17 protein-coding genes are annotated in these 20,861 nt (G+C 71.9%); 2 read left to right on the plus strand and 15 right to left on the minus strand.

Translation table 11 applies throughout. From position 1 onward, the window contains the following. The first annotated feature begins 1,395 nt into the window (after positions 1–1,395). Positions 1,396–1,926, plus strand: a complete 531-nt coding sequence (locus D0Z67_RS00085) for a hypothetical protein (protein ID WP_234312906.1) — start codon at positions 1,396–1,398, stop codon at positions 1,924–1,926. A gap of 92 nt (positions 1,927–2,018) precedes the next feature. Further along, entirely contained in the window at positions 2,019–2,468 is a 450-nt protein-coding gene (locus D0Z67_RS00090) for a hypothetical protein (protein WP_031183401.1), read from the plus strand. A gap of 94 nt (positions 2,469–2,562) precedes the next feature. Here the strand turns inward: D0Z67_RS00090 and D0Z67_RS00095 are convergent, their stop codons facing one another. The 15 genes from D0Z67_RS00095 to D0Z67_RS00165 form a co-directional block, all read right to left on the minus strand. Next, complete coding sequence (locus D0Z67_RS00095; protein ID WP_031183400.1) at positions 2,563–3,624, minus strand: sugar phosphate isomerase/epimerase family protein; 1,062 nt, start codon at positions 3,622–3,624, stop codon at positions 2,563–2,565. Positions 3,625–3,712: 88 nt separating this feature from the next. Next, positions 3,713–5,128: an alkaline phosphatase family protein gene (locus tag D0Z67_RS00100; protein ID WP_031183399.1), complete on the minus strand. Its 1,416-nt coding sequence runs from the start codon at positions 5,126–5,128 to the stop codon at positions 3,713–3,715. Next, positions 5,125–6,294: a metabolite traffic protein EboE gene (eboE, locus tag D0Z67_RS00105; protein WP_031183398.1), complete on the minus strand. Its 1,170-nt coding sequence runs from the start codon at positions 6,292–6,294 to the stop codon at positions 5,125–5,127. Before eboE ends, D0Z67_RS00100 begins: the two co-directional genes overlap by 4 nt. A gap of 3 nt (positions 6,295–6,297) precedes the next feature. Continuing rightward, a complete protein-coding gene (locus D0Z67_RS00110) occupies positions 6,298–7,173 on the minus strand; it encodes a TatD family hydrolase (protein WP_031183397.1) in 876 nt (291 codons plus the stop codon). Then, positions 7,173–7,829, minus strand: coding sequence for an EboA domain-containing protein (locus D0Z67_RS00115; RefSeq protein WP_031183396.1), 657 nt, complete (start codon positions 7,827–7,829; stop codon positions 7,173–7,175). Before D0Z67_RS00115 ends, D0Z67_RS00110 begins: the two co-directional genes overlap by 1 nt. Positions 7,830–7,879: 50 nt before the next feature. Then, positions 7,880–8,848: a sugar phosphate isomerase/epimerase family protein gene (locus D0Z67_RS00120; protein WP_051888094.1), complete on the minus strand. Its 969-nt coding sequence runs from the start codon at positions 8,846–8,848 to the stop codon at positions 7,880–7,882. Continuing rightward, positions 8,845–9,762: an SCO3242 family prenyltransferase gene (locus tag D0Z67_RS00125; RefSeq protein ID WP_031183394.1), complete on the minus strand. Its 918-nt coding sequence runs from the start codon at positions 9,760–9,762 to the stop codon at positions 8,845–8,847. Before D0Z67_RS00125 ends, D0Z67_RS00120 begins: the two co-directional genes overlap by 4 nt. After that, positions 9,759–10,877 carry an inositol-3-phosphate synthase gene (locus D0Z67_RS00130; protein ID WP_031183393.1) on the minus strand — a complete coding sequence of 373 codons (1,119 nt, stop codon included), beginning with the start codon at positions 10,875–10,877 and terminating at the stop codon, positions 9,759–9,761. The genes D0Z67_RS00125 and D0Z67_RS00130 overlap by 4 nt, the downstream gene beginning before the upstream one ends. A 79-nt stretch (positions 10,878–10,956) precedes the next feature. Then, positions 10,957–12,285, minus strand: coding sequence for a ThuA domain-containing protein (locus tag D0Z67_RS00135; protein ID WP_031183392.1), 1,329 nt, complete (start codon positions 12,283–12,285; stop codon positions 10,957–10,959). A gap of 15 nt (positions 12,286–12,300) precedes the next feature. Continuing rightward, positions 12,301–14,778, minus strand: a complete 2,478-nt coding sequence (locus tag D0Z67_RS00140; RefSeq protein WP_031183391.1) for a PQQ-dependent sugar dehydrogenase — start codon at positions 14,776–14,778, stop codon at positions 12,301–12,303. 100 nt (positions 14,779–14,878) lie between these two features. After that, positions 14,879–15,877: a sugar phosphate isomerase/epimerase family protein gene (locus D0Z67_RS00145; protein WP_031183390.1), complete on the minus strand. Its 999-nt coding sequence runs from the start codon at positions 15,875–15,877 to the stop codon at positions 14,879–14,881. A 20-nt stretch (positions 15,878–15,897) separates the two neighbouring features. Then, positions 15,898–17,091 carry a Gfo/Idh/MocA family protein gene (locus D0Z67_RS00150; protein WP_031183389.1) on the minus strand — a complete coding sequence of 398 codons (1,194 nt, stop codon included), beginning with the start codon at positions 17,089–17,091 and terminating at the stop codon, positions 15,898–15,900. A gap of 58 nt (positions 17,092–17,149) precedes the next feature. Further along, the gene (locus D0Z67_RS00155; RefSeq protein WP_031183388.1) at positions 17,150–18,202 is read right to left on the minus strand and encodes a substrate-binding domain-containing protein; all 1,053 of its coding nucleotides are present in this window, start codon (positions 18,200–18,202) and stop codon (positions 17,150–17,152) included. A 17-nt stretch (positions 18,203–18,219) separates the two neighbouring features. Continuing rightward, complete coding sequence (locus tag D0Z67_RS00160) at positions 18,220–19,239, minus strand: ABC transporter permease (protein ID WP_031183387.1); 1,020 nt, start codon at positions 19,237–19,239, stop codon at positions 18,220–18,222. Further along, positions 19,236–20,753: a sugar ABC transporter ATP-binding protein gene (locus tag D0Z67_RS00165; protein ID WP_031183386.1), complete on the minus strand. Its 1,518-nt coding sequence runs from the start codon at positions 20,751–20,753 to the stop codon at positions 19,236–19,238. The genes D0Z67_RS00160 and D0Z67_RS00165 overlap by 4 nt, the downstream gene beginning before the upstream one ends. Positions 20,754–20,861 lie beyond the last annotated feature (108 nt).

Genomic DNA, 20,861 nt, shown 5'->3' on the forward strand with positions numbered 1-20,861 from the left:
CCACCGCCAACAACGCGGCATCCTCCACACACCCATCAAAAAACCGCACCGCGATCCGCTCATCACCCCGCAACCGCGCCGCACACAACCGATGCACCCCATCCACCACCCGCATCGACGCCCGATGCACCACAATCGCCGACCACCCCAACCCCCACCCCAAACCCAGCCCACCCCACTCACCCGACACCAAACCCGGCCCACCAGCCGGCCCCGGGTCCGTCACCGGCACCGACTCCACAAGCTCCGCCACAAAACCCTCATCCACCCCACCACCCCGCGCCGAAAACCCCACCCCCACCTCATCCACCCCCACCCACACCACCGGCCCCCCACCCACCCCATCCCGCAACAACCTCACATAATCCCAACCCTCCACCACCGGCCCACCAGAACCCACACCCGCCACCACCCCACCCACCACACCCGACACAGACCCCTGACCCACACCCGACCCCACAGAACCCACACCCGCCACAGACCCCTCACCCACACCCACCACCACGGAATCAACCCCCACCACCGGCCCCACACCCGACCCCACCCGATCAGACCCCACACCCGCCACCACCGACACAGACCCCTGACCCACCACAGAAACCCCTCCCACCACCGACACCAACCCCACACCCACCACCCCGCTCACACCCCCACCAGGCCCCCACCCCTCACACCCTGACCCCCTGCCACCCCGAATCATCCAAACCCACCCGAACACCCACAGAACCCACAGAACCCACCACAGCAGAACCCGCCGCCACACCCCCCACCAGCGAAGAACCACCCAAAACCGAACCCACACCAGCCGAAGCCCCACCCCCCGCCAAACCAGCCCCCACCACCACGACCACACCCACCACAACCACCCGCACAACCCAGCCACCCAACATCCCCACAACCCCTCCCCAACCAACCAACACCAACACCCACCACCCTCCCCAACCCACCCCACCCACCCAACACCCCACCCCCCAGCCAAACCGGCCCTGACCTACACAGGCCACAACCAGAAGCCAGCAGCAGCACAGGGACAAGTGCCCTCGTTCAAGCGGCTGCGCCCGCCCACTGCCCCTGCTCAAGCCCCCCAGAAAGGCATCAGCGCCCCCGCCCCACCCCAGGCACAGCACTCCCGTCGCCCCCCCCCACGGCCAACGGCACGACCACCCTGACCCACGCACGGCGCCGAACGAACAACCCGCTCTCGCCGACCCCCTGCAACAACTTCGCACACGCCAACCACACCCACAGACCGAACAACCCAGCAGCCCCGGTGAGAGGGACCGACACCGCGGCGAGGGACCCGAACCACACGACCGTCGACACCAGACTCGGCCCAGTCCGTGCGCGGGTCAGTAGGCTGAGGCCATGTACACACGGGGGCGCAGGCTCAGGTTCATGGTGGTTTCCGGGATGGTCGTGCTGGCCTTGACCGGGTTTTCGTCGAGTCGGGGGCATGGGAGCAGGAGCCATCACAGCAGTGGTGGCGGGTGCAGCAACTCCAGTCAGGATCACGACAGTTCGTCTCACTCGGGCAGTGGTGGTTCGTACGGCAGCAGCACACCCGACCGGGACAGCGACAGTTACAACAGCGGCGGCAGTACGTACCGTTCGCGGCCCACCAGCCGCTCGTCCCCCACGGCGACCGCCCGGCCGCTCAAGGACGGCACCGCCGTGCTGAAGCACTGCGCGGACACGGATGATCCCTACACGACCGTCGAGGTCAGGAATCCCAACACGCGCGACGCCTACTTCACCGTGAAGGTCAGCTTCAAGGACGCGAGCGGGTTCACGATGGCCTCGACTTCCGACCAGGTGTCGGTGCCGGCGAAGGGCACGGCGACTCACCGCGTGTTCGCGGCCCGCGTGGGAGACGTGTCCCGGATCGAGCACTGTGACGTGCAGCGGCGAGCCGACGCCTACGAGTGACAGATTTCTTCGGAGACCGGTACAACCATCCGCATGAGTCGCCAGTCAGACCAGTCAGGAGCAACGAGCTCCTACAGCCACAAGGGGGAAAAATGCGAATCAACCGTACTACCCTCACTGTCGGTGCACTGGCCGCGCTCGCGCTCGGGGCCGGTACCGCGATGGCCGCGCCGGCGTCCGCCGCGCCCAACACCACTCCGCAGAAGGTGTGCGGGAGCAGCTACCGCACCGTCAACTCCGCGGCCGTCGGCTCGCTCGGGACCGTCTACCTGACCTACAACGCGTCCAACGGCAAGAACTGTGTGACCACCATCCGCAACAGCCCCGGCACCGCGGTCGACATGTCGGCGTGGCTCTACGTCGCCGACACCGACCAGGGCGACGACGACTACGGCAGCTTCACCTCGTACGCCGGTCCGACCTACGTCTACGGCAAGGGGCACTGCGTCGACTGGGGCGGCCAGATCAAGAACGTGTACGTGCAGATCTCCGGCTCCAACTGCGCGTCCCTGAAGGAGAAGCGGGTCACCTACACCCGCTGATCCACGGCAACGCAACGTAACGCGCGCTGAAGACTCGCTCTGGCGGAGGGTGCACCCTCCGCCAGAGCGAGTCTTCATATGGCGGCGCTCCCCGTCAGCACTTCTCGCGCAAGGAGTGCAGGTACGCGCTGGAGCGGCGGGCGAAGCTCAGGGAGTCCGGCGGGGTGTCGTGCTCGGTCTGCCAGTGGTGGGCCGAGCGCTGGCCGCGCAGGTGGGTCACGGTGGAGATGAAGCGCTGGTAGTCGATGTCGCCGTCGCCGACGTCCGTCATGCGGTAGCCGTACTCGTTCGTGGGGTCGCTCACGCCGTCCTTGACGTGGAAGAGCGGGTAGCGGTGGGGGTGGGCGAGGACGTAGTCCAGCGGTTCGAAGGGCGCGGTGGTCCCGTCGGGGCGTTTGGAGAAGCGGAACTGGCCCGCGTAGGCCCAGTAGATGTCCATTTCCAGGTACACGAGGTCGGGGTCGGTCTCCGCCAGGAGGACGTCGTAGAGGCGGACCTTGGGGTCGTCGGCGGCGAAGGCGAACTCGTCCGAGTGGTTGTGCTGGTAGAACTTCATGCCGCGTGCCCTGGCCGCCGCGCCGTAGGTGTTGAACTCCTCGGCGGCACGTTTCCAGGCGTCGACGGTCGAGCCGTAGCGGAACGGGCCGGACGCGGTGCCGATGTGCTTGAGGCCGAGGGCCTGGGCGTCGTCGAGGACCTTCTCGAGGTTCTGGGCGAAGGTGTAGGCGTTCGGGTCGTCGGAGTAGTAGCCGACATGGCTGCCGATGGGGGTCAGGCCGTGATTCCGGGCGAGGCGCCTGAGGTTCGGCAGGGTGATGGGGCCGGCCGAGCCCTGGGTGTAGCCGGCGAACTCGATCTCGTCGTAGCCGTACTTCTCCAGTTCGGCGAAGACGGGGGCGAAGCCGAGGGTGCCGACTTTGTCGCGCAGGCTGTAGAGCTGGATGCCGAGGCGGCCGGGGGGCAGGAGGGGGCGGCCCCGGCCGCCTGCGGGCGCGGGGGCGGGAGCGGAACCGGTGGTCGGGACGGTGGTCGCGGCCGAGGCGGGGGCGGCCGCGCCGAGCAGGGCGGCGGCCGTGGCGCCCGCGGCGACGCCCAGCATGCCCCTTCTGGTCAGGCGATGGGTCAGTTCGGGGTCATTGTTCGCAATGCGGCTCATGCGGGAACTCCGGGGTGTGAGTGGGCGTTGTCAGTGGTGAGTGCTTCACTGGGAACCAGGCACACGAGACGCGTGTCATGAGGGCTCGTCAGGTGAGGCCGGCGAGTCGGAGCAGGAGTGATTTCACATCGGTGGCCGCGAGGCGGTCGCCGACGGCACGGGGGGTGGAGCAGATGAGGAGCGGACCGTCGTCGTCACTCGCGGGAAGGCGGCCGTGGCTGCCCCGAATAGGTGACGGGTCCAGGGGTACGACCGCCATGCGGTAGCGCAGGCCGAGTTTCTTGCGGGCCAGCGCGGTCGCCGCCTTGACCTTGACGTAGGGGTCGAGCGGGTCCATGAAGAGTTCGACCGGGTCGTAGCCGGGTTTGCGGTGGATCTCGACGAGCCGTGCGAAGTCGGGGGCGCGGGCGTCGTCGAGCCAGTAGTAGTACGTGAACCAGGCGTCCGGTTCCGCCAGGGCGACGAGTTCGCCGGAGCGCGGGTGGTCGAGGTGGTGGTCCTTCTTGCCCTCGTCGTCCAGGAGTTGGGCGATGCCGGGCAGGCCGGTGAGGGCGGCGCGGGTGGCGTCGAGGTCTTCGGGGCGGCGTACGTAGACATGGGCGATCTGGTGGTCGGCGACCGCGAAGGCCCGTGAGGCCATCGGGTCCAGGTACTCCATGCCGTCCTGCTCGTGCACCTCCAGTAGTCCGGCGCGGCGCAGGGCGCGGTTGATGTCCACGGGGCGGTCCACGCGGGTGATGCCGTACTCGGACAGGACGACGACGGTTCGGCCCTCCGCGCGGGCGTCGGCCAGGAGGGGGGCGACCGCCGCGTCCAGGTCGGCGGCCGCCCGGAGGGAGCGCGGGTCGTCGGGGCCGTAGCGCTGGAGGTCGTAGTCGAGGTGGGGGAGGTAGCAGAGGGTCAGGTCGGGGTGGCGGGTGCGCTGGATGTGGCGGGTCGCGTCGATGATCCAGCGGCTGGAGGCGAGTCCGGCTCCGGGTCCCCAGAACTGGAAGAGGGGGAACGTGCCGAATTCGGCGCTCAGTTCGTCGTGCAGGTCGGGAGGGCGGGTGTAGCAGTCGGGTTCCTTGCGGCCGTCGGCGTAGTAGACGGGTCGGGGGGTGACGGTGAAGTCGGTGTCGGCGCCCATGGCGTACCACCAGCAAATGTTGGCCACGGTGTAGCCGGGGTGGGCGCGGCGGGCGGCGTCCCAGATTTTGTCGCCGGCGACCAGGCCGTTGTGCTGGCGCCACAGCAGGATGTCGCCGAGTTCGCGGAAATACCAGCCGTTGCCGACGATGCCGTGTTCGGCGGGCGTGGTGCCGGTCAGGAAGGTGGACTGGGCGGCGCAGGTGACGGCGGGCAGGACCGTGCCGAGGTGGGCGTGGGAGCCCTGGTCCGCGAGGGCGCTCACGTGGGGCATGTGGGTGAGGAGGCGGGGGGTGAGGCCGACGACGTCCAGGACGAGCAGCGGGGTGGGGCGGCCGGCTGTGGGCTGGGCCGGGTACGCAGGGTGCTCGGTCATGGCAGCTCCTTCAGGCCGAGGTCGGTGAGGAGGTCCCGGGCGAGGGAGAGTTCGGCGGCGATGCCGTCGGTGAGCTGGGCGCGGGTGCGGGGCCGTAGTGCGGCGGGGAGGGCGTGCCAGGTGTAGGTCTCGACCTCCAGGTGGCGGGTGAGGGGGTGCGGGCCGCCGACGAGCCGGGTCAGGGCGGTGGCGAGGACGGGGAGGGTGGAGGTGAGGGGCGCGGCGGGGGCCGCGTGCAGGGGGACGTGGACGTGGGTGCGCCACGGGGCTGAGTCGGGCAGGGCGCCGTTCTGGAGGGCCTCGCCCAGGTCGTCGGTGCCCTGTCGGCCCGTGGGAGTGAGGGTGCGGGTCTGGTGCAGGAAGCGGGGCTCGTCGAAGGCGGTGAGGGCTTCGCGGACGTCCGGGCGGTGCGGGTGCTCGGCGTGGAGTGCGGCGGAGAGCTGGGATTTGACGATGGGGACATCGGCTCGGGCGAGGGCGTCCAGGGCGGTGTCGGGGTCTTCGAAGGAGGTGGCGAGGTGGCAGGTGTCCACGCAGATGCCGATGCGGGGGTGGGCGATGTCGGTGAGGGGGGTGAGGGCGTCGGCGGTGGTCTCGATGACGCAGCCGGGCTCCGGTTCGAGGCCGATGCGGACGGAGCGGCCGGTGAGTTCCGCGAGGGCGTCGAGGCGGTCGCCGAGGGTGCGCAGGGCGGTGCGGGCCGTCTCCATGCGGGCGGGGGTGGCGACGGTGCGCCAGGCCAGCGGCAGGGTGGAGATGCTGCCGTCCGCGATGTCGTCGGGGAGGAGGCCGGCGAGAATACGGGCGAGGGCCGTGGTGTGGCGCAGGCGTTCGGGGTCGGCCCAGTCGGGCGTGTAGACGCGGTACTTGACCTGCTGGGAGCCGAAGCCTTCGTACGGGAAGCCGTTGAGGGTGACGACCTCCAGGCCGCGCCGGTCGAGTTCGGCGCGGAGGGCGGCGAGCGCGCAGGGGTCGTTCTCCAGGGTGCGGGCGGCGTCCTTGGCGAGCCAGAGTCCGATGCCGAGGCGGTCGCGGCCGAGGCGCCGCCGGATGGGCTCGCAATGATCGCGGAGCTGGGCGACGACGGCGTCGAGGGTTTCGGCGGGGTGGACGTTGGTGCAGTAGGCGAGGTGGACGAGGGTGCCGTCGGGGTGGCGGAAGCGCACGGGTCACTCCTGTCCGGCGGGGGCGGTTTCCCTGGGGGCGCCACGGAGGATGGTGTTGCCCTCGTGGGTGGCGTCGGTCGCGGTGACATCCAGGTCCAGCCGGCCGCTGAGGCCGTAGAAGGCGACGGGGTTGCGCCACAGGACACGGTCGACGTCGTCCTCGGTGAAGCCCTCCGCCAGCATCAGGTCCGCCACCTTGCGGGTCTTCAGCGGGTCGCTCCTCCCCCAGTCGGCGGCGGAGTTGATCAGGACCTGTTCGGGGCCGTGGGCGCGGAGGACGGCGACCATGCGTTCCTCGTCCATCTTGGTGTCGGGATAGACGGAGAAGCCGAGCCAGCAGCCGCTGTCCTTGGCCTCCTTGACGGTGGTCTCGTTGAGGTGGTCGAGCAGTACCCGGTCCGGGGCGAGCGCGGACTCCCGGACGGCGTCCAGGGTGCGGCGCAGGCCGGCGGCCTTGTCCCGGTGGGGGGTGTGGACGAGGGCGGGCAGGCCGTGGTCGGCGGCGAGCTGGAGCTGGGCGGCGAGCGCGGTGTCCTCGGCCGGGGTCATCGAGTCGTAGCCGATCTCGCCCACGGCGACGACTCGGTCCTTGACGAGATAGCGGGGCAGCTCGTCCAGGACGGGGGTGCAGCGGGGGTCGTTCGCCTCCTTCGGGTTGAGGGCGATGGTGCAGTGGTGGGCGATGCCGTACTGGGCGGCGCGGAAGGGTTCCCAGCCCAGGAGGGAGTCGAAGTAGTCGAGGAAGGAGGCGGTGGAGGTGCGAGGCTGGCCGAGCCAGAAGGCGGGCTCGACCACGGCGCGGACGCCCGCCGTGCGCATGGCCTCGTAGTCGTCGGTGGTGCGCGAGGTCATGTGGATGTGGGGGTCGAAGAGGCGCATCAGGACTCCTTGCCGTGGGGGACGCCGTCCTCGTACGCGGGGTGCGGCGGGACTGCCTCGGGGTCGGTCAGGGCCATGACGTGGTGCAGGTCTTTGGGGACGGGACGTCCGGCGGCGGTGCGTTCGGCGGCGAAGTCGGCCAGCATGCGGGCGAGTTCGGCGTCGCCGTGGGCTCGGGCGGCGAGCTGGGCGACATCCGCCACGGGTACGCCGGTGAACAGGCACTTCAGGATCGCGTGCCGCCAGAGGTGGGCGCTCAGATGGCGGGCGGCGTAGGGGCCGAGGGCGGCGGAGAGGAGGCGGGTGTCGTTGGTGCGGAGGGCGTCCTCGATGAGGGGGACCGCGTCGGGGCCCGGTACGAGGTGGGGCAGGGCCTGGAGGACGGCTCGGCGTTCGTCGGCGGTGCCTCGGTGATAGACGCGGGCGAGATCGGCGGGGGTGGGGTGGGCGGCTCGGAGGATGAGGACGCGGGCGGTGTCGGCGTGCGGGGGGCCGCAGCGGCGGGCGGCTTCGGCGAGGCGTAACTCCGTGGTGGGGGTGATGCCCAGGGCGGCTTCGGCCAGGGCTTGGTCCAGCCAGTCCCGGGCGGGGGGTGTGAGGTGGGGGCGCGGCTCGTTCGGGAGAGCAGCCGGGGTATCGGGGGCGGGGTGGGTCATGGGGTGGTCCCTTCCGTGGGGGCGGAGGGCTTGATGAAGAGGGGAGGGAGCTACGGAGACCGAGGGCTGAGCGGGGCGGACGGGACACCGCTGGGCAACGGCGGGGTCGGGGCCGACGACAGCTGGTCGAGCGTGGCGGAACCCGGGCGGGCTGCGGCTGTCCTGAGGAAGGGGAGGGAGGTTTCGGCGTAGTGGGGGCCCGCGTGGGAGTGGCGGGGTAGTTCGACCACGGTGAGGGCGTCGTAGCCGGTGGCGGCGAGCGCCGACAGGACTGCGGGGAAGTCGATCTCGCCGTCTCCGAGGGGCAGGTGTTCGTGGTGTCCGCGGCGCATGTCCTCGATCTGGACGTGGCGCAGCCAGGGGGCGGCCGCCCGGACGCAGTCGGCGGGTGGGAGGGGTTCGAGGCACTGGCAGTGGCCCAGGTCGAGGGTGAGGCCGAGGTGGGTGGGGTCGCCGAGGGCGCGGCGCAGGTGGTGGAAGTCCGCGAGGGTGGCGAGGAGGTGGCCCGGCTCGGGTTCGACGGCCAGGGGGATGCCGGCGGCGGTGGCGGCTTCCAGAACCGGGGTCAGTGCTTCGGCCAGTCGGTGCCACGCCGTTGCCTCGTCCGTGCCGGGCGGGAGGGTGCCGCTGAAGCAGTGCACGGCATGGGCGCCCAGGTCGGCGGCCACCCGCACGGCCCGGAGCAGCAGGTCGGCGCGGCGGGACCGGTCGGCGGGGTCGGGGTCGAGGAGGGAGGGGCCGTGTTTGCGGCGGGGGTCGAGGACATAGCGGGCGCCGGTTTCCACGGTGACCTCAAGTCCGAGCGCGGCCAGGCGGCGGCCGACCTGGCGGGTGCGGGCGGCGAGGTCCGGGGCCAGGGGGTCGAGGTGCATGTGGTCGAGGGTGAGGCCGACGCCGTCGTAGCCGAGGTCGGCGAGGAGGGCGAGGGCGTCGTCCAGGCGGAGGTCGGCCAGGCCGTTGGTGCCGTAGCCGAAGCGGAGGGGCGCGGCGCTGGTCGGCTCAGCCGTCTCGGGCGTCATGTCACGCTCACCTTCTTGGCGAACCGGGCGGCCAGGGGAGCCAGGGCCGCTGTGATCAGGGCGCTGACCGGGGCGCCGGCGCGGGCGGAGAGCGCGGCCTGGAGCGGGATGGTGGCCCGGATGCCGCCGCCGACGGCCTTCTGGGTGAGCGGGGGTGAGGGGTTGAGGGCGGCGTGGAGATACGGGCGGCCGGCGGTCGCGGCGTAGGCGAGGGCGAGGGACGCGCGGAGGGGCCCGTGTCCGGCGGCACTCACCTGGCTTTCACCTAGCGGCACTTGAGTACCACGCGGCCCGCGACCCAGCCCGAGCGCCAAGGCCCCCGTGACGGCCAGTGCCGTCAGGGCGGTGAGGGGGGCACCGCCCTGGGTCTCGTGGCGGGAGACCGTGGTCACCGCCAGGGTGTGGGTGCCCAGGAGGGCGGCGGTGGGGAGTGCGGGGCGGACGCGGCCGGAGACGGTGGCGGCGCCGAGCAGGAGGTCCAGGGCGCGGGCCGTCGCCATGGCTGCGGGGCCTGCGGGAGTGCGCTTGAGGCCGAGGTCGTAGGCCCAGACGGTCGCGGCGAGCGGGGTGGCGACTGCGAGTGCCGGACGGCCGGCCCGGGCGGCGAGCGCCAGGCCGGTGGCGGTCAGGGCACAGGCCGCGGTGAGGGCGGCGGCGGGGCGGATGCGGCCCGAGGGAAGGGGGCGGTGGGGGCGTTCGGCGGCGTCCTCGGTGCGGTCGGCCCAGTCGTTGAGGGCCATGCCCGCTTCGTAGAGGCAGAGGGAGGAGGAGATGGCCATAAGGGTGCGCGGGCGGGGACGGTCGCCGGGGACCGCGGCCGCTCCCGCGAGGACGTCGCCGGGGACGGTGAACAGGGCGGGCAGGCGCAGGAGTTCGGCCCAGGCGGAGAGTCCGCCACGCCGCTCCCCCGTCATCGGGTCTCCCCCGCCCGCAGCCGGACCGCGAGGTCGCCCAGAGCCGCGTACTGCTCCGCCAGCCCCGCCGCCCCCTCCCCCACCGGGTCCTTGAAGTAGAACCCCAGCTCACCCACCGGCCCCGACACCCCCGCCTCGCGCGCCCGGAGCATCAGCCGGGCCAGGTCGAGCACCAGGGGTGCCGCGAGGGCGGAGTCGCAGCCCTGCCAGATGGTCTGGAGGACCATGCGGGTGCCGAGGAAGCCGTCGAAGGCGATGTGGTCCCAGGCGGTCTTCCAGTCGCCGAGGGCGGGGACGTCGTCGATGTGGACCTCGCCCTGGACCGGGGTGCCGAGGGTGTCCGTGAGGACGCGTTCCTTGCCCGCGTTCTTGGCGGCGGCAGCGGCGGGGTCGGCCAGGGCCGCGCCGTCTCCGCCGCCGAGCAGGTTGGTGCCGGACCAGGCGCGCACGGCGAGGGCGCGTTGGGCGAACATCGGGCCGAGTACCGAGCGCAGCAGGGTCTGGCCGGTCTTGCCGTCCCGGCCGGCGTACGGGAGGCGGCTGCGGGCTGAGGGAGCCGCGAGGGAGGGGTGGTGGAGGCCGGTGGAGGGGGTGAAGTTGACGTAGGGGCAGCCGGCGCGGAGGGCGGCGGCAGCGTAGAGCGAGCTGGGCGGGAGGGTGTCGCCGTCGGCGGCGGATTCGGTGGAGGCCACGTTGACGACGACCGTTCCGGCCGGGGCGCGGCGGGCGGTGAAGTCGCGGATGTCGGCCGCGAACGCCTCGATCAGCTCCTCCTCGTCGCGGTCGTCGTGCGGGAGCGGCCCGCCGGGGGCGATCTCGGCGTCGGCGGCGGTGAGTTCGGCGGCCACCGCCGCGGGGAGGCCGTGCGGGAGGACGCCGCCCGCGGCGAGTTCCTCGGCTCGTTTCGGCAGCGGGCAGTCCAGCGTGTCGTGTCCACCGAAGACGAGGGAGGGCAGGCCGGGCAGCCCGCAGTCGGCGAAGAGGGGCGTCTCCGTGAGCATGCCGGTGGGTGGTTGCAGGCCGGAGGCCATCGCGGCGCAGCCCGCGACCACGGTGGTCGCCACCGAGCCTCGGGCGCCGATGAGCCACACGCCGGCGGGACGGGACGTAGACATGGTCGGCCTCCTTGTGGACGTGCTGGTCAGGGGCGGGAGACGGCGGGCGGGGCTACGGCGTGCCCCGCCCGCCGCCGCTTCAGCGCCCCCGCTCCGGCAGTTCCTTGATCCGGACGTCGCGGAACGACACCTGGTCGTCGGCACCGTGGTTCTGGATGCCGATGTGGCCGTCCCGCAGGCTGCGGACGGGGTCGGTGTTGGTGAAGTCGTTCACCGGGACCCCGTTGAGCCAGATCCGCAGCCGCTCGCCCTCGACCCGGATCTCGTAGGTGTTCCACTCCCCCGGCGGGTTCAGCGCGCGGTCCCGGGCGGCGAGGTCGGCGGACTGGAAGCCGTACACCGAGCCGGTGGTCTTCTCGGGTACGTCGGTGGCGTCGATCTGCACCTCGTAGCCGTTGTCCACGGCGGACCAGGGGTCGTCCGAGGGCGGGAAGCCGACGAACACGCCCGAGTTGCCGTCCCCGGTGATCCTCCAGTCCAGTTTCAGGGAGTAGGAGGAGAAGCCGGTGTGGGCGTACCAGAGCAGGCCCATGCCGCCGGACGAGGTGAGCGTGCCGTCGTCGGACAGGGCGAAGGAGCCCGGTCCGGCCTGCCGCCAGCCGTCCAGCGAGGTGCCGTCGAAGAGGCGTCGGTAGCCGTTCTCCGGGCGGCAGTCTGCCTGGGCGGCGCCGGTGGCCCAGCGGAGGCCGCCGAGCAGGTGGGCGCGGAAGGCGGGGTCGGCGTAGGACTCGCGGGTGTGACCGCCGCCGGTGTAGAAGGCGCGGCCGCCCTGGTAGCTCTGGCACCAGGCGATCGGGTGGTCGCCGTTCATGGTGCCGCCGCTGTAGGAGGACTCGTCGAGCGAGGCCAGGACGTGGGCGCGTTCGCGCGGATTGGAGCGGTAGTTGTACCACTCGTCGGTGCGTTCCCACCGGCCGGGCAGGGCGGCGGTCGAGGGGTGGGCGTGGTCCTCGACCACGACCGTGGCGGGCTGGATCGCCGGGTGCGAGTCGAACCAGGCTCCGGCGAGACCGCCGTAGAACGGCCAGTCGTACTCGGTGTCGGCGGCGGCGTGGACGCCGACGTAGCCGCCGCCCTGGCGGATGTAGCCCTCGAAGGCGCGCTGCTGGGCGGGGTTGAGGACGTCGCCGGTGGTGGAGAGGAAGACGACGGCGTCGTAGCGGCGCAGGTTGCGGGAGGTGAAGGCGGTGGCGTCCTCGGTGGCGTCGACCGTGAGGCCGTCCGTCGCGCCGAGCTGCTGGACGGCCGCGACACCGTCCGGGATGGAGTCGTGGCGGAAGCCGGCGGTCTTGGAGAAGACCAGGACCCGCCCGGTCCCGGTGGGCTGTGCTGCGGCCGGGCCGGTGAGGCAGCCGAGCAGCAGTGCGGCTCCCAGGGCCGTGGTGGTGAGCAGGCGTGTGGTGCGCATGGGGGTGCCCTCCGCTCAGCCGGTGGTGAAGGTGAAGTCGTCCACGTCGAAGAGGGCGCCGGAGCCGCCCTTGAAGACGAGGAAGAGCGTGGTCGTGGCCTTCGGCGCGCGGGTCAGGTCGGCGCTCACGTCCTGGAAGGTCTCCCAGCCGCCGGTCACCGGCACGGTGGCCTTGCCGAGCAGGGTGCCCTTGGCCGATCCGGCGCGGATCTCCAGGGTGCCGCCGGCGCCGCCGGAGGAGACGCGTGCGCTGATCTTCCTGGCGTTGCCCAGCGCGTAGGGGGTGAAGGAGATCCAGTCGCCGGAGTGGATGTCGCCGACGGAATTGCCGCCGTGGGCGGTGTCCTTGGACTGGAGGGTGACGCCGGAGGAGTCGGTGTAGTGCTCGGCCTGGCGGTGGCGGGGCTGGGCTACGTTCTGGTCGTGCGAGGTGAGCGCGGCCTGGCCGCCGCCCCCGTTGTCGGTGTACTCGGCGTCGAACACGCCGAAGATGTCCTCGTTCTCGTCGTGTCCGCCGTCGGCGCTGGTCTGGATGGTGCCGGAGCAGCCCTTGGCGGAGGTCAGCGGGTGTCCGTGGGTGTCGTGGCCGAGGATGAAGTGGACGGTGACCTTGGAGCAGTCGATGTTCTGACCGTCCTCGGGGTCGGTGACCCTCACCTTGAACGGCACGGCGTCACCGAAGCTGAACAGCTGACCGTCCTGCGGGAGTTGGAGGGTGACGGTGGGTGCGGTGTTGCCGACGACGATGCGTACGGCGGCGCTGCCGGTGCGGCCGGTGGGGTCCTTGGCGGTCAGGGTGGCGGTGTAGGTGCCGTTCTGCCGGTAGGTGTGGGCGGGATTGGCGGCGGTGGAGCTGGTGCCGTCACCGAAGTCCCAGTGGTGGGTCAGGGGGTCGCCGTCCTGGTCGGTGGTGCCGGCCGAGGAGAAGCGGACCTTCAGCGCGGCCTGCCCGGAGGTCTTGTCGGCGGCGGCGCGGGCGACGGGCGAGTGTCCGTCGGTGGCGTTCTCGATGCGGTAGAGGGCGGAGTTGTCGTCGCCGCCGAACCAGGCGGTGCCGTAGTCCAGGACGTACAGGGCGCCGTCGGGGCCGAAGGCCATGTCCATCACCTGGGTGCCGGTCCAGGGGAAGGGGTTGATCGACTGCACGGCGCCGTCCGCGCCGGTCTCGATGCGCTTGATCCAGCGGCGGCCGAACTCACCGGCGAAGAAGTCGCCGTCGTACGCCTCGGGGAACTTCACGGGCGAGTCGAGGGCGGGGTCGTAGTGGTAGACGGGGCCGCCCATCGGGGACTCGGAGCCGTCGCCGAACTCCGGTACGGACGCGCCGTCGTAGGGAATCCAGGCGGCCTGGGCCGGGGGGAGGTCGGTGAGGCCGGTGTTGTGCGGGGAGTTGTTCTTGGGAGCGGCGCAGTCGAAGGCCGCGCCGGAGGTCCTGGTGGCGAAGTCGTAGTCGACGAAGGCGTCGTTCTTGCCGGTGCAGTAGGGCCAGCCGAAGTTGCCGGGGCCGGTGACGCGGGCGAACTCGACCTGGCCGCCGGGGCCTCGGGCGGGGTCGGCGGCGCCGGCGTCGGGGCCGTAGTCGCCGACGTAGAGGACGCCGCTCTCCTTGTCGACGCTGAAGCGGAACGGGTTGCGGAAGCCCATGGCGTAGATCTCGGGGCGGGTCTTGGCGGTGCCGGGGGCGAAGAGGTTGCCGTCGGGGACGGTGTAGGAGCCGTCGGCACCGACCTTGATGCGCAGGATCTTGCCGCGCAGGTCGTTGGTGTTGCCGGCGCTGCGCTGGGCGTCGAACGCCGGGTTGCGGTCGGTGCGTTCGTCGATGGGGGTGAAGCCGTCGGACTGGAAGGGGTTGGAGTCGTCGCCGGTCGACAGGTAGAGGTTGCCGTCCTTGTCGAAGTCGATGTCGCCGCCGACGTGGCAGCAGATGCCGCGCGAGGTCGGCACCTCCAGGACCTTCTTCTCGCTGGCGGTGTCCAGGGTGCCGTCGGTCTTCAGGACGAAACGGGAGAGGCGGTTGACGCCTTTGAAGGGGGCGAAGTCGGCTGCGGTGCCGGTCTCGGGGGCGTCGCCGGACGGGGTGTCCATGGGGGGCGCGTAGTAGAGGTAGACGAACCGGTTGTCGGTGAAGTCCGGGTCCACGCCGACGCCTTGGAGCCCTTCCTCGTCGTGGGAGTACACGGCGAGCTTGCCCGCGGTGCGGGTGGTGCCGGCCGCGTCGGTGAGGCGGAGTTCGCCGTCCCGGGAGGTGTGCAGGACGGAGCGGTCGGGCAGGACGGCGAGGCTCATGGGCTCGCCGACCTCCGCCTCGCCGCGGGCGAGGGTGACCTGCTGGAAGTCCTCGGCGGCGGCACCGCCACGGTCGGCGGCGGCAGCGCCGGGGGCGGTGAGGGCGGGGGTTGCGCCGATGAGGAGCGCACCGCAGGCGAGGGCCAGGGCGGTGCGCAGGCGTGGCCGGCGGTCTGGCGTACCGGTGGGGCGGTCGTTCCCGTGCACGGATGCCTCCAGAAGAAGCGGGTTGTACGGGCGGGTGGGGGTGCGCCGGGATGCGCCGTCATCCCGGCGGGGAGAGTGCGTCGCGGGGCCGGTGGGGGTGTCAGTGGCCGAACGCCGCGTCGAACGAGGCCGACGGCGGGTCGAAGTCGTACGCCTTGAGCCGGGCCAGGGCTTCGGGGGCGCCCTGGAGCCGGTCCATGCCGGCGTCCTCCCACTCGACGGAGACCGGGCCCCGGTAGCCGATGGAGGCCAGCATCCGGAACACGTCCTCCCAGGGGACGTCACCGTGCCCGGCCGAGACGAAGTCCCAGCCCCGGCGCGGGTCGCCCCAGGGCAGGTGGGAGCCGAGGCGGCCGTTGCGGCCGTCCAGGCGTTTGCGGGCCTCCTTGCAGTCCACGTGGTAGATCCGGTCCCGGAAGTCCCACAGGAAGCCGACCGGGTCCAGGTCCTGCCACACGAAGTGGGAGGGGTCGAAGTTGAGGCCGAAGGCGGGCCGGTGTCCGACCGCCTCCAGGGCCCGCTGGGTCGTCCAGTAGTCGTAGGCGATCTCGCTGGGGTGGACCTCGTGCGCGAAGCGCACACCCTCGGCGTCGAAGACGTCCAGGATCGGGTTCCAGCGCTCGGCGAAGTCCTCGTAACCCCGCTCGATCATCGTCTCGGGGGCGGGCGGGAACATGGCGACGAGGTGCCAGATGGCGGAGCCGGTGAAGCCGACGACCGTGTCCACGCCGAAGGCGGCGGCCGCGCGGGCGGTGTCCGCGATCTCGGCCGCCGCCCGGCGCCGTACGCCCTCGGCGTCTCCGTCGCCCCAGATGCGGGCGGGCAGGATCGCCTGGTGGCGTTCGTCGACGATGGCGTCGCAGACGGCCTGGCCGACCAGATGGTTGGAGATCGCCCAGCACTTCAGCCCGTACTTGTCGAGGAGTTGATGGCGCGAGGCGACATACGCCGGGTCAGCGAGCGCCTTGTCGACCTCGAAGTGGTCCCCCCAGCAGGCGAGTTCGAGTCCGTCGTAGCCGAAGTCGCGGGCGAGGCGGCAGACCTCCTCCAGTGGCAGGTCGGCCCACTGGCCGGTGAACAGGGTGAATGTACGCGGCATCGGCCGGCCCTCCTCGGACGTCAGAACACGATCGGGGTGTACACGGAGTTCTTCGCGGCGCTCTCCTCCACGGCGGCCAGCACCCGCTGGACCTCCAGGCCGTCGGCGAACGACGGGACGGGCCTGCGCCCCTCCGCGATGGCGTGCACGAGGTCGCGGGCCTGGTGGACGAAGGTGTGCTCGTAGCCGAGGCCGTGGCCCGGCGGCCACCATGCGTCCAGATAGGGGTGGTCGGGCTCGGTCACCAGGATGCGGCGGAACCCCGCGTGCGCGCCCGGCTCGGTGCCGTCGTGGAAGAACAGCTCGTTCAGCCGCTCCAAGTCAAAGGCGAGGGAGCCCCGTTCGCCGTTCAGCTCGATCCGCAGGGCGTTCTTGCGGCCGGTGGCGTACCGCGTCGCCTCGAAGGAGGCCAGCGCGCCGGAGGCGAACCGGCCGGTGAACACGGCGGCGTCGTCCACCGTGACCGGTCCCGACCCGCCCTCCGGCAACGGCCGCCTGCGTACGAACGTCTCGGTGAGCGCGGACACCCCGGCGAGCCTCTCCCCCGCCAAGTACTGGGCGACGTCAATGACATGGGCCCCCAGGTCCCCGAGCGCGCCGGAGCCCGCCGCCTCCTTGCGCAGCCGCCAGGTCATCGGGAAGTCGGGGTCCACCAGCCAGTCCTGGAGGTAGCTGACCCGGACATGGCGGAGGGTGCCGAGCCGCCCCTCGGTGATCATCCGGCGGGCGAGGGCGATGGCGGGCACCCGGCGGTAGTTGAAGCCGACCATCGCCAACTGGCCACGTGCGCAGCCCGCTTCGGCCGCCTCCGCCATGGCCTCCGCCTCCTCGACGGTGTTGGCCAGCGGCTTCTCGCACAGCACGTGCTTGCCGGCCGCGAGCGCGGCGAGGGCGATCTCGGCGTGGCTGTCGCCGGGGGTGCAGATGTCGACGAGGTCGACGTCGTCGCGGGCGATCAGCGCACGCCAGTCCGTCTCGGTCGCCGCCCACCCGTGGCGTTCGGCGGCGGCACGGACGGCGTCGGCGTCCCGGCCGCACAGCACGGACAGGACCGGCTCGCGGGGCAGGTCGAAGACGCGGCCGGCCGTGCGCCAGCCCTGGGAGTGGGCGGCGCCCATGAAGGCGTAGCCGACCATCCCGACGCGCAGCGGCGGCTTGCCCTGAGGAGCGGCGGCCCGGGTCACGTCCCCTGCTGAACTCTGCGGCTCTGCCATGCGGTGGGTCCTCTCCTCGTCCTCGTACGGGGTGCCGTGCGGGTGGGGCGGGGGCCGGTCACCGGAAGCCGGTGGGCATGTACCGTTCGACGTTGTCCTTGTCGACGACGGCGGAGTAGAGCGTGACGGAGGCCGGGATCTCGTACTCGGCCATGCCGCCGACGCCCTTGCCCCGGCCGAGGGCGCGGGCGAGGTCGATGGCGGAGGCGGACATGGTGGGCGGGTAGAGGACGGTCGCCTTCAGTACGCCGTCGTCCCGCTCGATGGCCTGGAACGCGGAGAGCGCGCCGGCGCCGCCGACCATGAGGAAGCCGTCCCGGCCCGCCTGTTCCACGGCGCGCAGCGCGCCCACGCCCTGGTCGTCGTCGTGGTTCCACAGGGCGTCGAACTTGCGCTGAGCCTGCAGGAGTTGGGCCATCTTGGCCTGGCCGGACTCCACGGTGAAGTCGGCCGCCTGGCGGGCCACCTTGCGGATGTTGGGGTAGTTCTTCAGCGCGTCGTCGAAGCCCTTGGTGCGCTGTTTGGTCAGCTCCAGGTTGTCCAGTCCGGCCAGCTCCACGACCCGGGCGTCCGGGGTGTCCTTGAGCTTCTCGCCTATGTAGTGCCCGGCGTTGAGGCCCATGCCGTAGTTGTCGCCGCCGATCCAGCAGCGGTACGCCTGCGGGGTGTTGAAGACCCGGTCGAGGTTGACGACCGGGATGCCGGCGCGCATGGCCTTCAGGCCGACCTGGGTGAGGGCCTTGCCGTCGGCGGGCAGCACGACGAGGACGTCGACCTTCTTGTTGATGAGGGTCTCGATCTGCCCGATCTGAGCGGCGGTGTCGTTGGAGCCCTCGGTGATCTCCAGGGTGACGTCGGAGTAGGTGCGGGCGCGCCGCTTGGCGTTGTCGTTGATGGCGTTGAGCCAGCCGTGGTCGGCCTGGGGGCCCGCGAACCCGATGGTGACGTGCTTGCCGGGCTCGTCGGCGGCGGGCCGGTCCTCGGCGGCGGTCTTCTCGTCCTTCGGCTCGTTGCTCGTGCACCCGGCGAGGAAGGCCCCGGCGCCGACGGCGGCGGTGCCGAAGAGGAGCCCTCTGCGGCTGGTCAGGGGTGTCGGTGCGGTCGGTCGCATGGCGGTGAACCCTTTCCTCAGGTCGTGCTCGCGGTACGGCGCTGGACCAGCACGGCGGCGACGATGATCGCGCCCTTGGCGATCTGCTGGACGTCGCTCTGCAGGTTGTTCAGGGCGAAGATGTCGGTGATCGTGGTGAAGATCAGCACGCCCAGCACGGAGCCGGTGATGGTGCCCCGGCCGCCGCTGAGCAGGGTGCCGCCGATGATGGCGGCCGCGATCGCGTCGAGTTCGTAGAGGTTGCCGTTGGTGTTCTGGCCCGAGCCGGCCAGGATGATCAGCAGGAAGGCCGCGATGCCGCAGCACAGTCCGGAGAGCAGGTAGAGGTAGAGGCGCTGGCGGCGGACGTCGATGCCGGCCAGGCGGGCCGCCTCCGCGTTGCCGCCGACCGCGACCGTGCGGCGGCCGAAGGTGGTGCGGTTCAGCACGAGCCAGCCGATGACGCTGACCACGGCGAAGACCAGGACCAGCGGCGGGATGCCGAGCACGTAGGCGTCGCGCTCGCCGAGGCTGAGCACGGAGTCGACGGTGACGATCTGGGTGCGTCCGTCGGTGATCTGGAGGGCGAGTCCCCGCGCCGAGGCGAGCATGGCGAGGGTGGCGATGAACGGGACCATGCGGCCGTAGGCGACGAGCAGGCCGTTGACCAGGCCGCAGCCCACGCCGACGGCGAGCGCCGTGAAGAGGATGCCCGCGAACCCGTACTCCTGGGTCGCCACCGTGGTCGCCCACACCGAGGCCAGGGCGACGATCGCGCCGACGGAGAGGTCGATGCCGCCGGAGGTGATGACGAAGGTCATGCCGACGGTGACCACACCGATCACGGACGCCTGGGTGAGGACGAGTTGAAGGTTGCGGGTGTCGAGGAACTCGTCCGGCTTGGTCACCCCGCCGATCACGATCAGGACGGCGAGGACGCCGAGCAGGGAGAGGGTGCGGACGTCGGCGCGGGCCGCGAGCGTGCGCCAGGCGGGGGGCGGCGCGGTCGCGGGCGCCTTGCCGCTGTCGTACCGGGGCGGGGAGACGGGCTGCGTCATGACGCCGGGCTTCCTTCCATGACGAGGTCGAGTACGCGGTGCTCGTCGAGTTCGCGGGCGGGTGCCTCGTGGACGACGCGGCCCTCCCGGAGCACCAGGACACGGTCGGCGAGCCCGAGGACCTCGGGCACCTCGCTGGAGACCAGCAGTACGGCGAGGCCCTCGTCGGCGAGCCGGCGGACCACGGCGTACAGCTCGGCGCGGGCGCCGACGTCGACGCCCCGGGTGGGCTCGTCGAGCAGCAGCACCCGGCAGCCGCGCAGCAGCCAGCGGGCGAGAACGGCCTTCTGCTGGTTGCCGCCGGAGAGGGTGCGCACGGGGACGGCCGGGTTGTCCGGGCGCAGGGACAGCTCGCGGGTCGCGGCGCGCGCGGCGCCCAGCTCGGCGCGCCGGTCGATCCAGCCGGCGCGCGCGAACCGGGAGAGGGTGGACACCGAGACGTTGCGGGTGACGGACTCCAGCATGAGCAGGGCCTGCGCCTTGCGCTCCTCGGGGGCCAGCCCGATCCCGGCGCGTACGGCCGCGCGTACGCTGCCGGTCCGGATCGGTCGGCCGCCGACCAGGACGTGACCGGCGTCGGGCTTGCGGGCGCCGTAGACGCTCTCCAGGATCTCGGAGCGGCCGGAGCCGACGAGCCCGGCGATGCCGACGATCTCGCCGGGCCGCACCATGAGGTCGAGCGGGTCGAACTCGCCGCTCCGGGTGAGGCCCCGGACCTCCAACGCCGTTTCGCCGGTGGGGGGTTCGGCCGGGCGTGGGGGGAAGACGTACTCGACGTCGCGGCCCGTCATCAGAGTGACGACCTCGCGGGTCGGGGTGGTCTTCGCGGGCAGTCCCCGGGCGACGGCCCGGCCGTCCTTCAGTACGGTCACGCGGTCGCCGATGCGGCGGATCTCGTCGAGGCGGTGCGAGATGTAGACGACGGCGACGCCTTCGGCGGTGAGTCCGGTGACCACGCGGAAGAGGTTGTCGACCTCGTCGGGGTCGAGCGCGGCGGACGGTTCGTCCATCACGATGAGCCGTACGTCGTGGGACAACGCCCTTGCCATGGACACGATCTGCTGCTGCGCGGCCGGCAACTCCCCCACCAGGCGACCGGGTTCGATCTCGGAGTGCCCGAGCCGGCCCAGCAGCGCGGCCGTCGAGGTGCGCGCGGTGCGGCGGCGTACGACGAAGCCGGCCCGGGTGGGTTCGTGGCCCAGGTGGATGTTCTCGGCGACCGACAGGTGCTCCACGAGGTCGAGTTCCTGGTAGATGGTGGCGATGCCGAGGCGCATCGCGGCCATGGGCGAGCGGAGGGTGACGGGGTCGCCGCGCCAGTGGATGGTGCCGGTGTCGGGCTGGTGGGCGCCCGCGAGGACCTTGATCAGAGTGGACTTGCCCGCGCCGTTCTGGCCGAGCAGGCAGTGCACCTCGCCCTCCTGGACGTCGAGGTCGACAGCGTCGAGTGCGCGGACGCCGGGGAACGCCTTGGTGATGCCGGTCATGCTGAGCAGGGGTGGTTCTGATGCCATGTGGAGTCCCCTCGGCGGGCGTGCGGGCCTGTTTCAGGGCGGTGCGCCGATGGATGGGCGGACCGGGGCAGAACGGTGCGGTGCGGTGGCGCTGTTTCCTGCGGGCCG

Source organism: Streptomyces seoulensis, from assembly GCF_004328625.1.
Classification (GTDB): domain Bacteria; phylum Actinomycetota; class Actinomycetes; order Streptomycetales; family Streptomycetaceae; genus Streptomyces; species Streptomyces seoulensis.

Excerpts from the sequence above, each read along its gene's own strand:
- D0Z67_RS00095 (WP_031183400.1), bottom strand. The coding sequence starts at position 3,624 with ATGAGCCGCATTGCGAACAATGACCCCGAACTGACCCATCGCCTGACC.
- D0Z67_RS00100 (WP_031183399.1), bottom strand. The coding sequence starts at position 5,128 with ATGACCGAGCACCCTGCGTACCCGGCCCAGCCCACAGCCGGCCGCCCC.
- D0Z67_RS00110 (WP_031183397.1), bottom strand. The coding sequence starts at position 7,173 with ATGCGCCTCTTCGACCCCCACATCCACATGACCTCGCGCACCACCGAC.
- D0Z67_RS00120 (WP_051888094.1), bottom strand. The coding sequence starts at position 8,848 with ATGACGCCCGAGACGGCTGAGCCGACCAGCGCCGCGCCCCTCCGCTTC.
- D0Z67_RS00090 (WP_031183401.1), top strand. The coding sequence starts at position 2,019 with ATGCGAATCAACCGTACTACCCTCACTGTCGGTGCACTGGCCGCGCTC.
- D0Z67_RS00085 (WP_234312906.1), top strand. The coding sequence starts at position 1,396 with ATGGTGGTTTCCGGGATGGTCGTGCTGGCCTTGACCGGGTTTTCGTCG.
- D0Z67_RS00125 (WP_031183394.1), bottom strand. The coding sequence starts at position 9,762 with ATGACGGGGGAGCGGCGTGGCGGACTCTCCGCCTGGGCCGAACTCCTG.
- D0Z67_RS00135 (WP_031183392.1), bottom strand. The coding sequence starts at position 12,285 with ATGCGCACCACACGCCTGCTCACCACCACGGCCCTGGGAGCCGCACTG.
- D0Z67_RS00165 (WP_031183386.1), bottom strand. The coding sequence starts at position 20,753 with ATGGCATCAGAACCACCCCTGCTCAGCATGACCGGCATCACCAAGGCG.
- D0Z67_RS00130 (WP_031183393.1), bottom strand. The coding sequence starts at position 10,877 with ATGTCTACGTCCCGTCCCGCCGGCGTGTGGCTCATCGGCGCCCGAGGC.
- D0Z67_RS00145 (WP_031183390.1), bottom strand. The coding sequence starts at position 15,877 with ATGCCGCGTACATTCACCCTGTTCACCGGCCAGTGGGCCGACCTGCCA.
- D0Z67_RS00155 (WP_031183388.1), bottom strand. The coding sequence starts at position 18,202 with ATGCGACCGACCGCACCGACACCCCTGACCAGCCGCAGAGGGCTCCTC.
- D0Z67_RS00150 (WP_031183389.1), bottom strand. The coding sequence starts at position 17,091 with ATGGCAGAGCCGCAGAGTTCAGCAGGGGACGTGACCCGGGCCGCCGCT.
- D0Z67_RS00160 (WP_031183387.1), bottom strand. The coding sequence starts at position 19,239 with ATGACGCAGCCCGTCTCCCCGCCCCGGTACGACAGCGGCAAGGCGCCC.
- D0Z67_RS00115 (WP_031183396.1), bottom strand. The coding sequence starts at position 7,829 with ATGACCCACCCCGCCCCCGATACCCCGGCTGCTCTCCCGAACGAGCCG.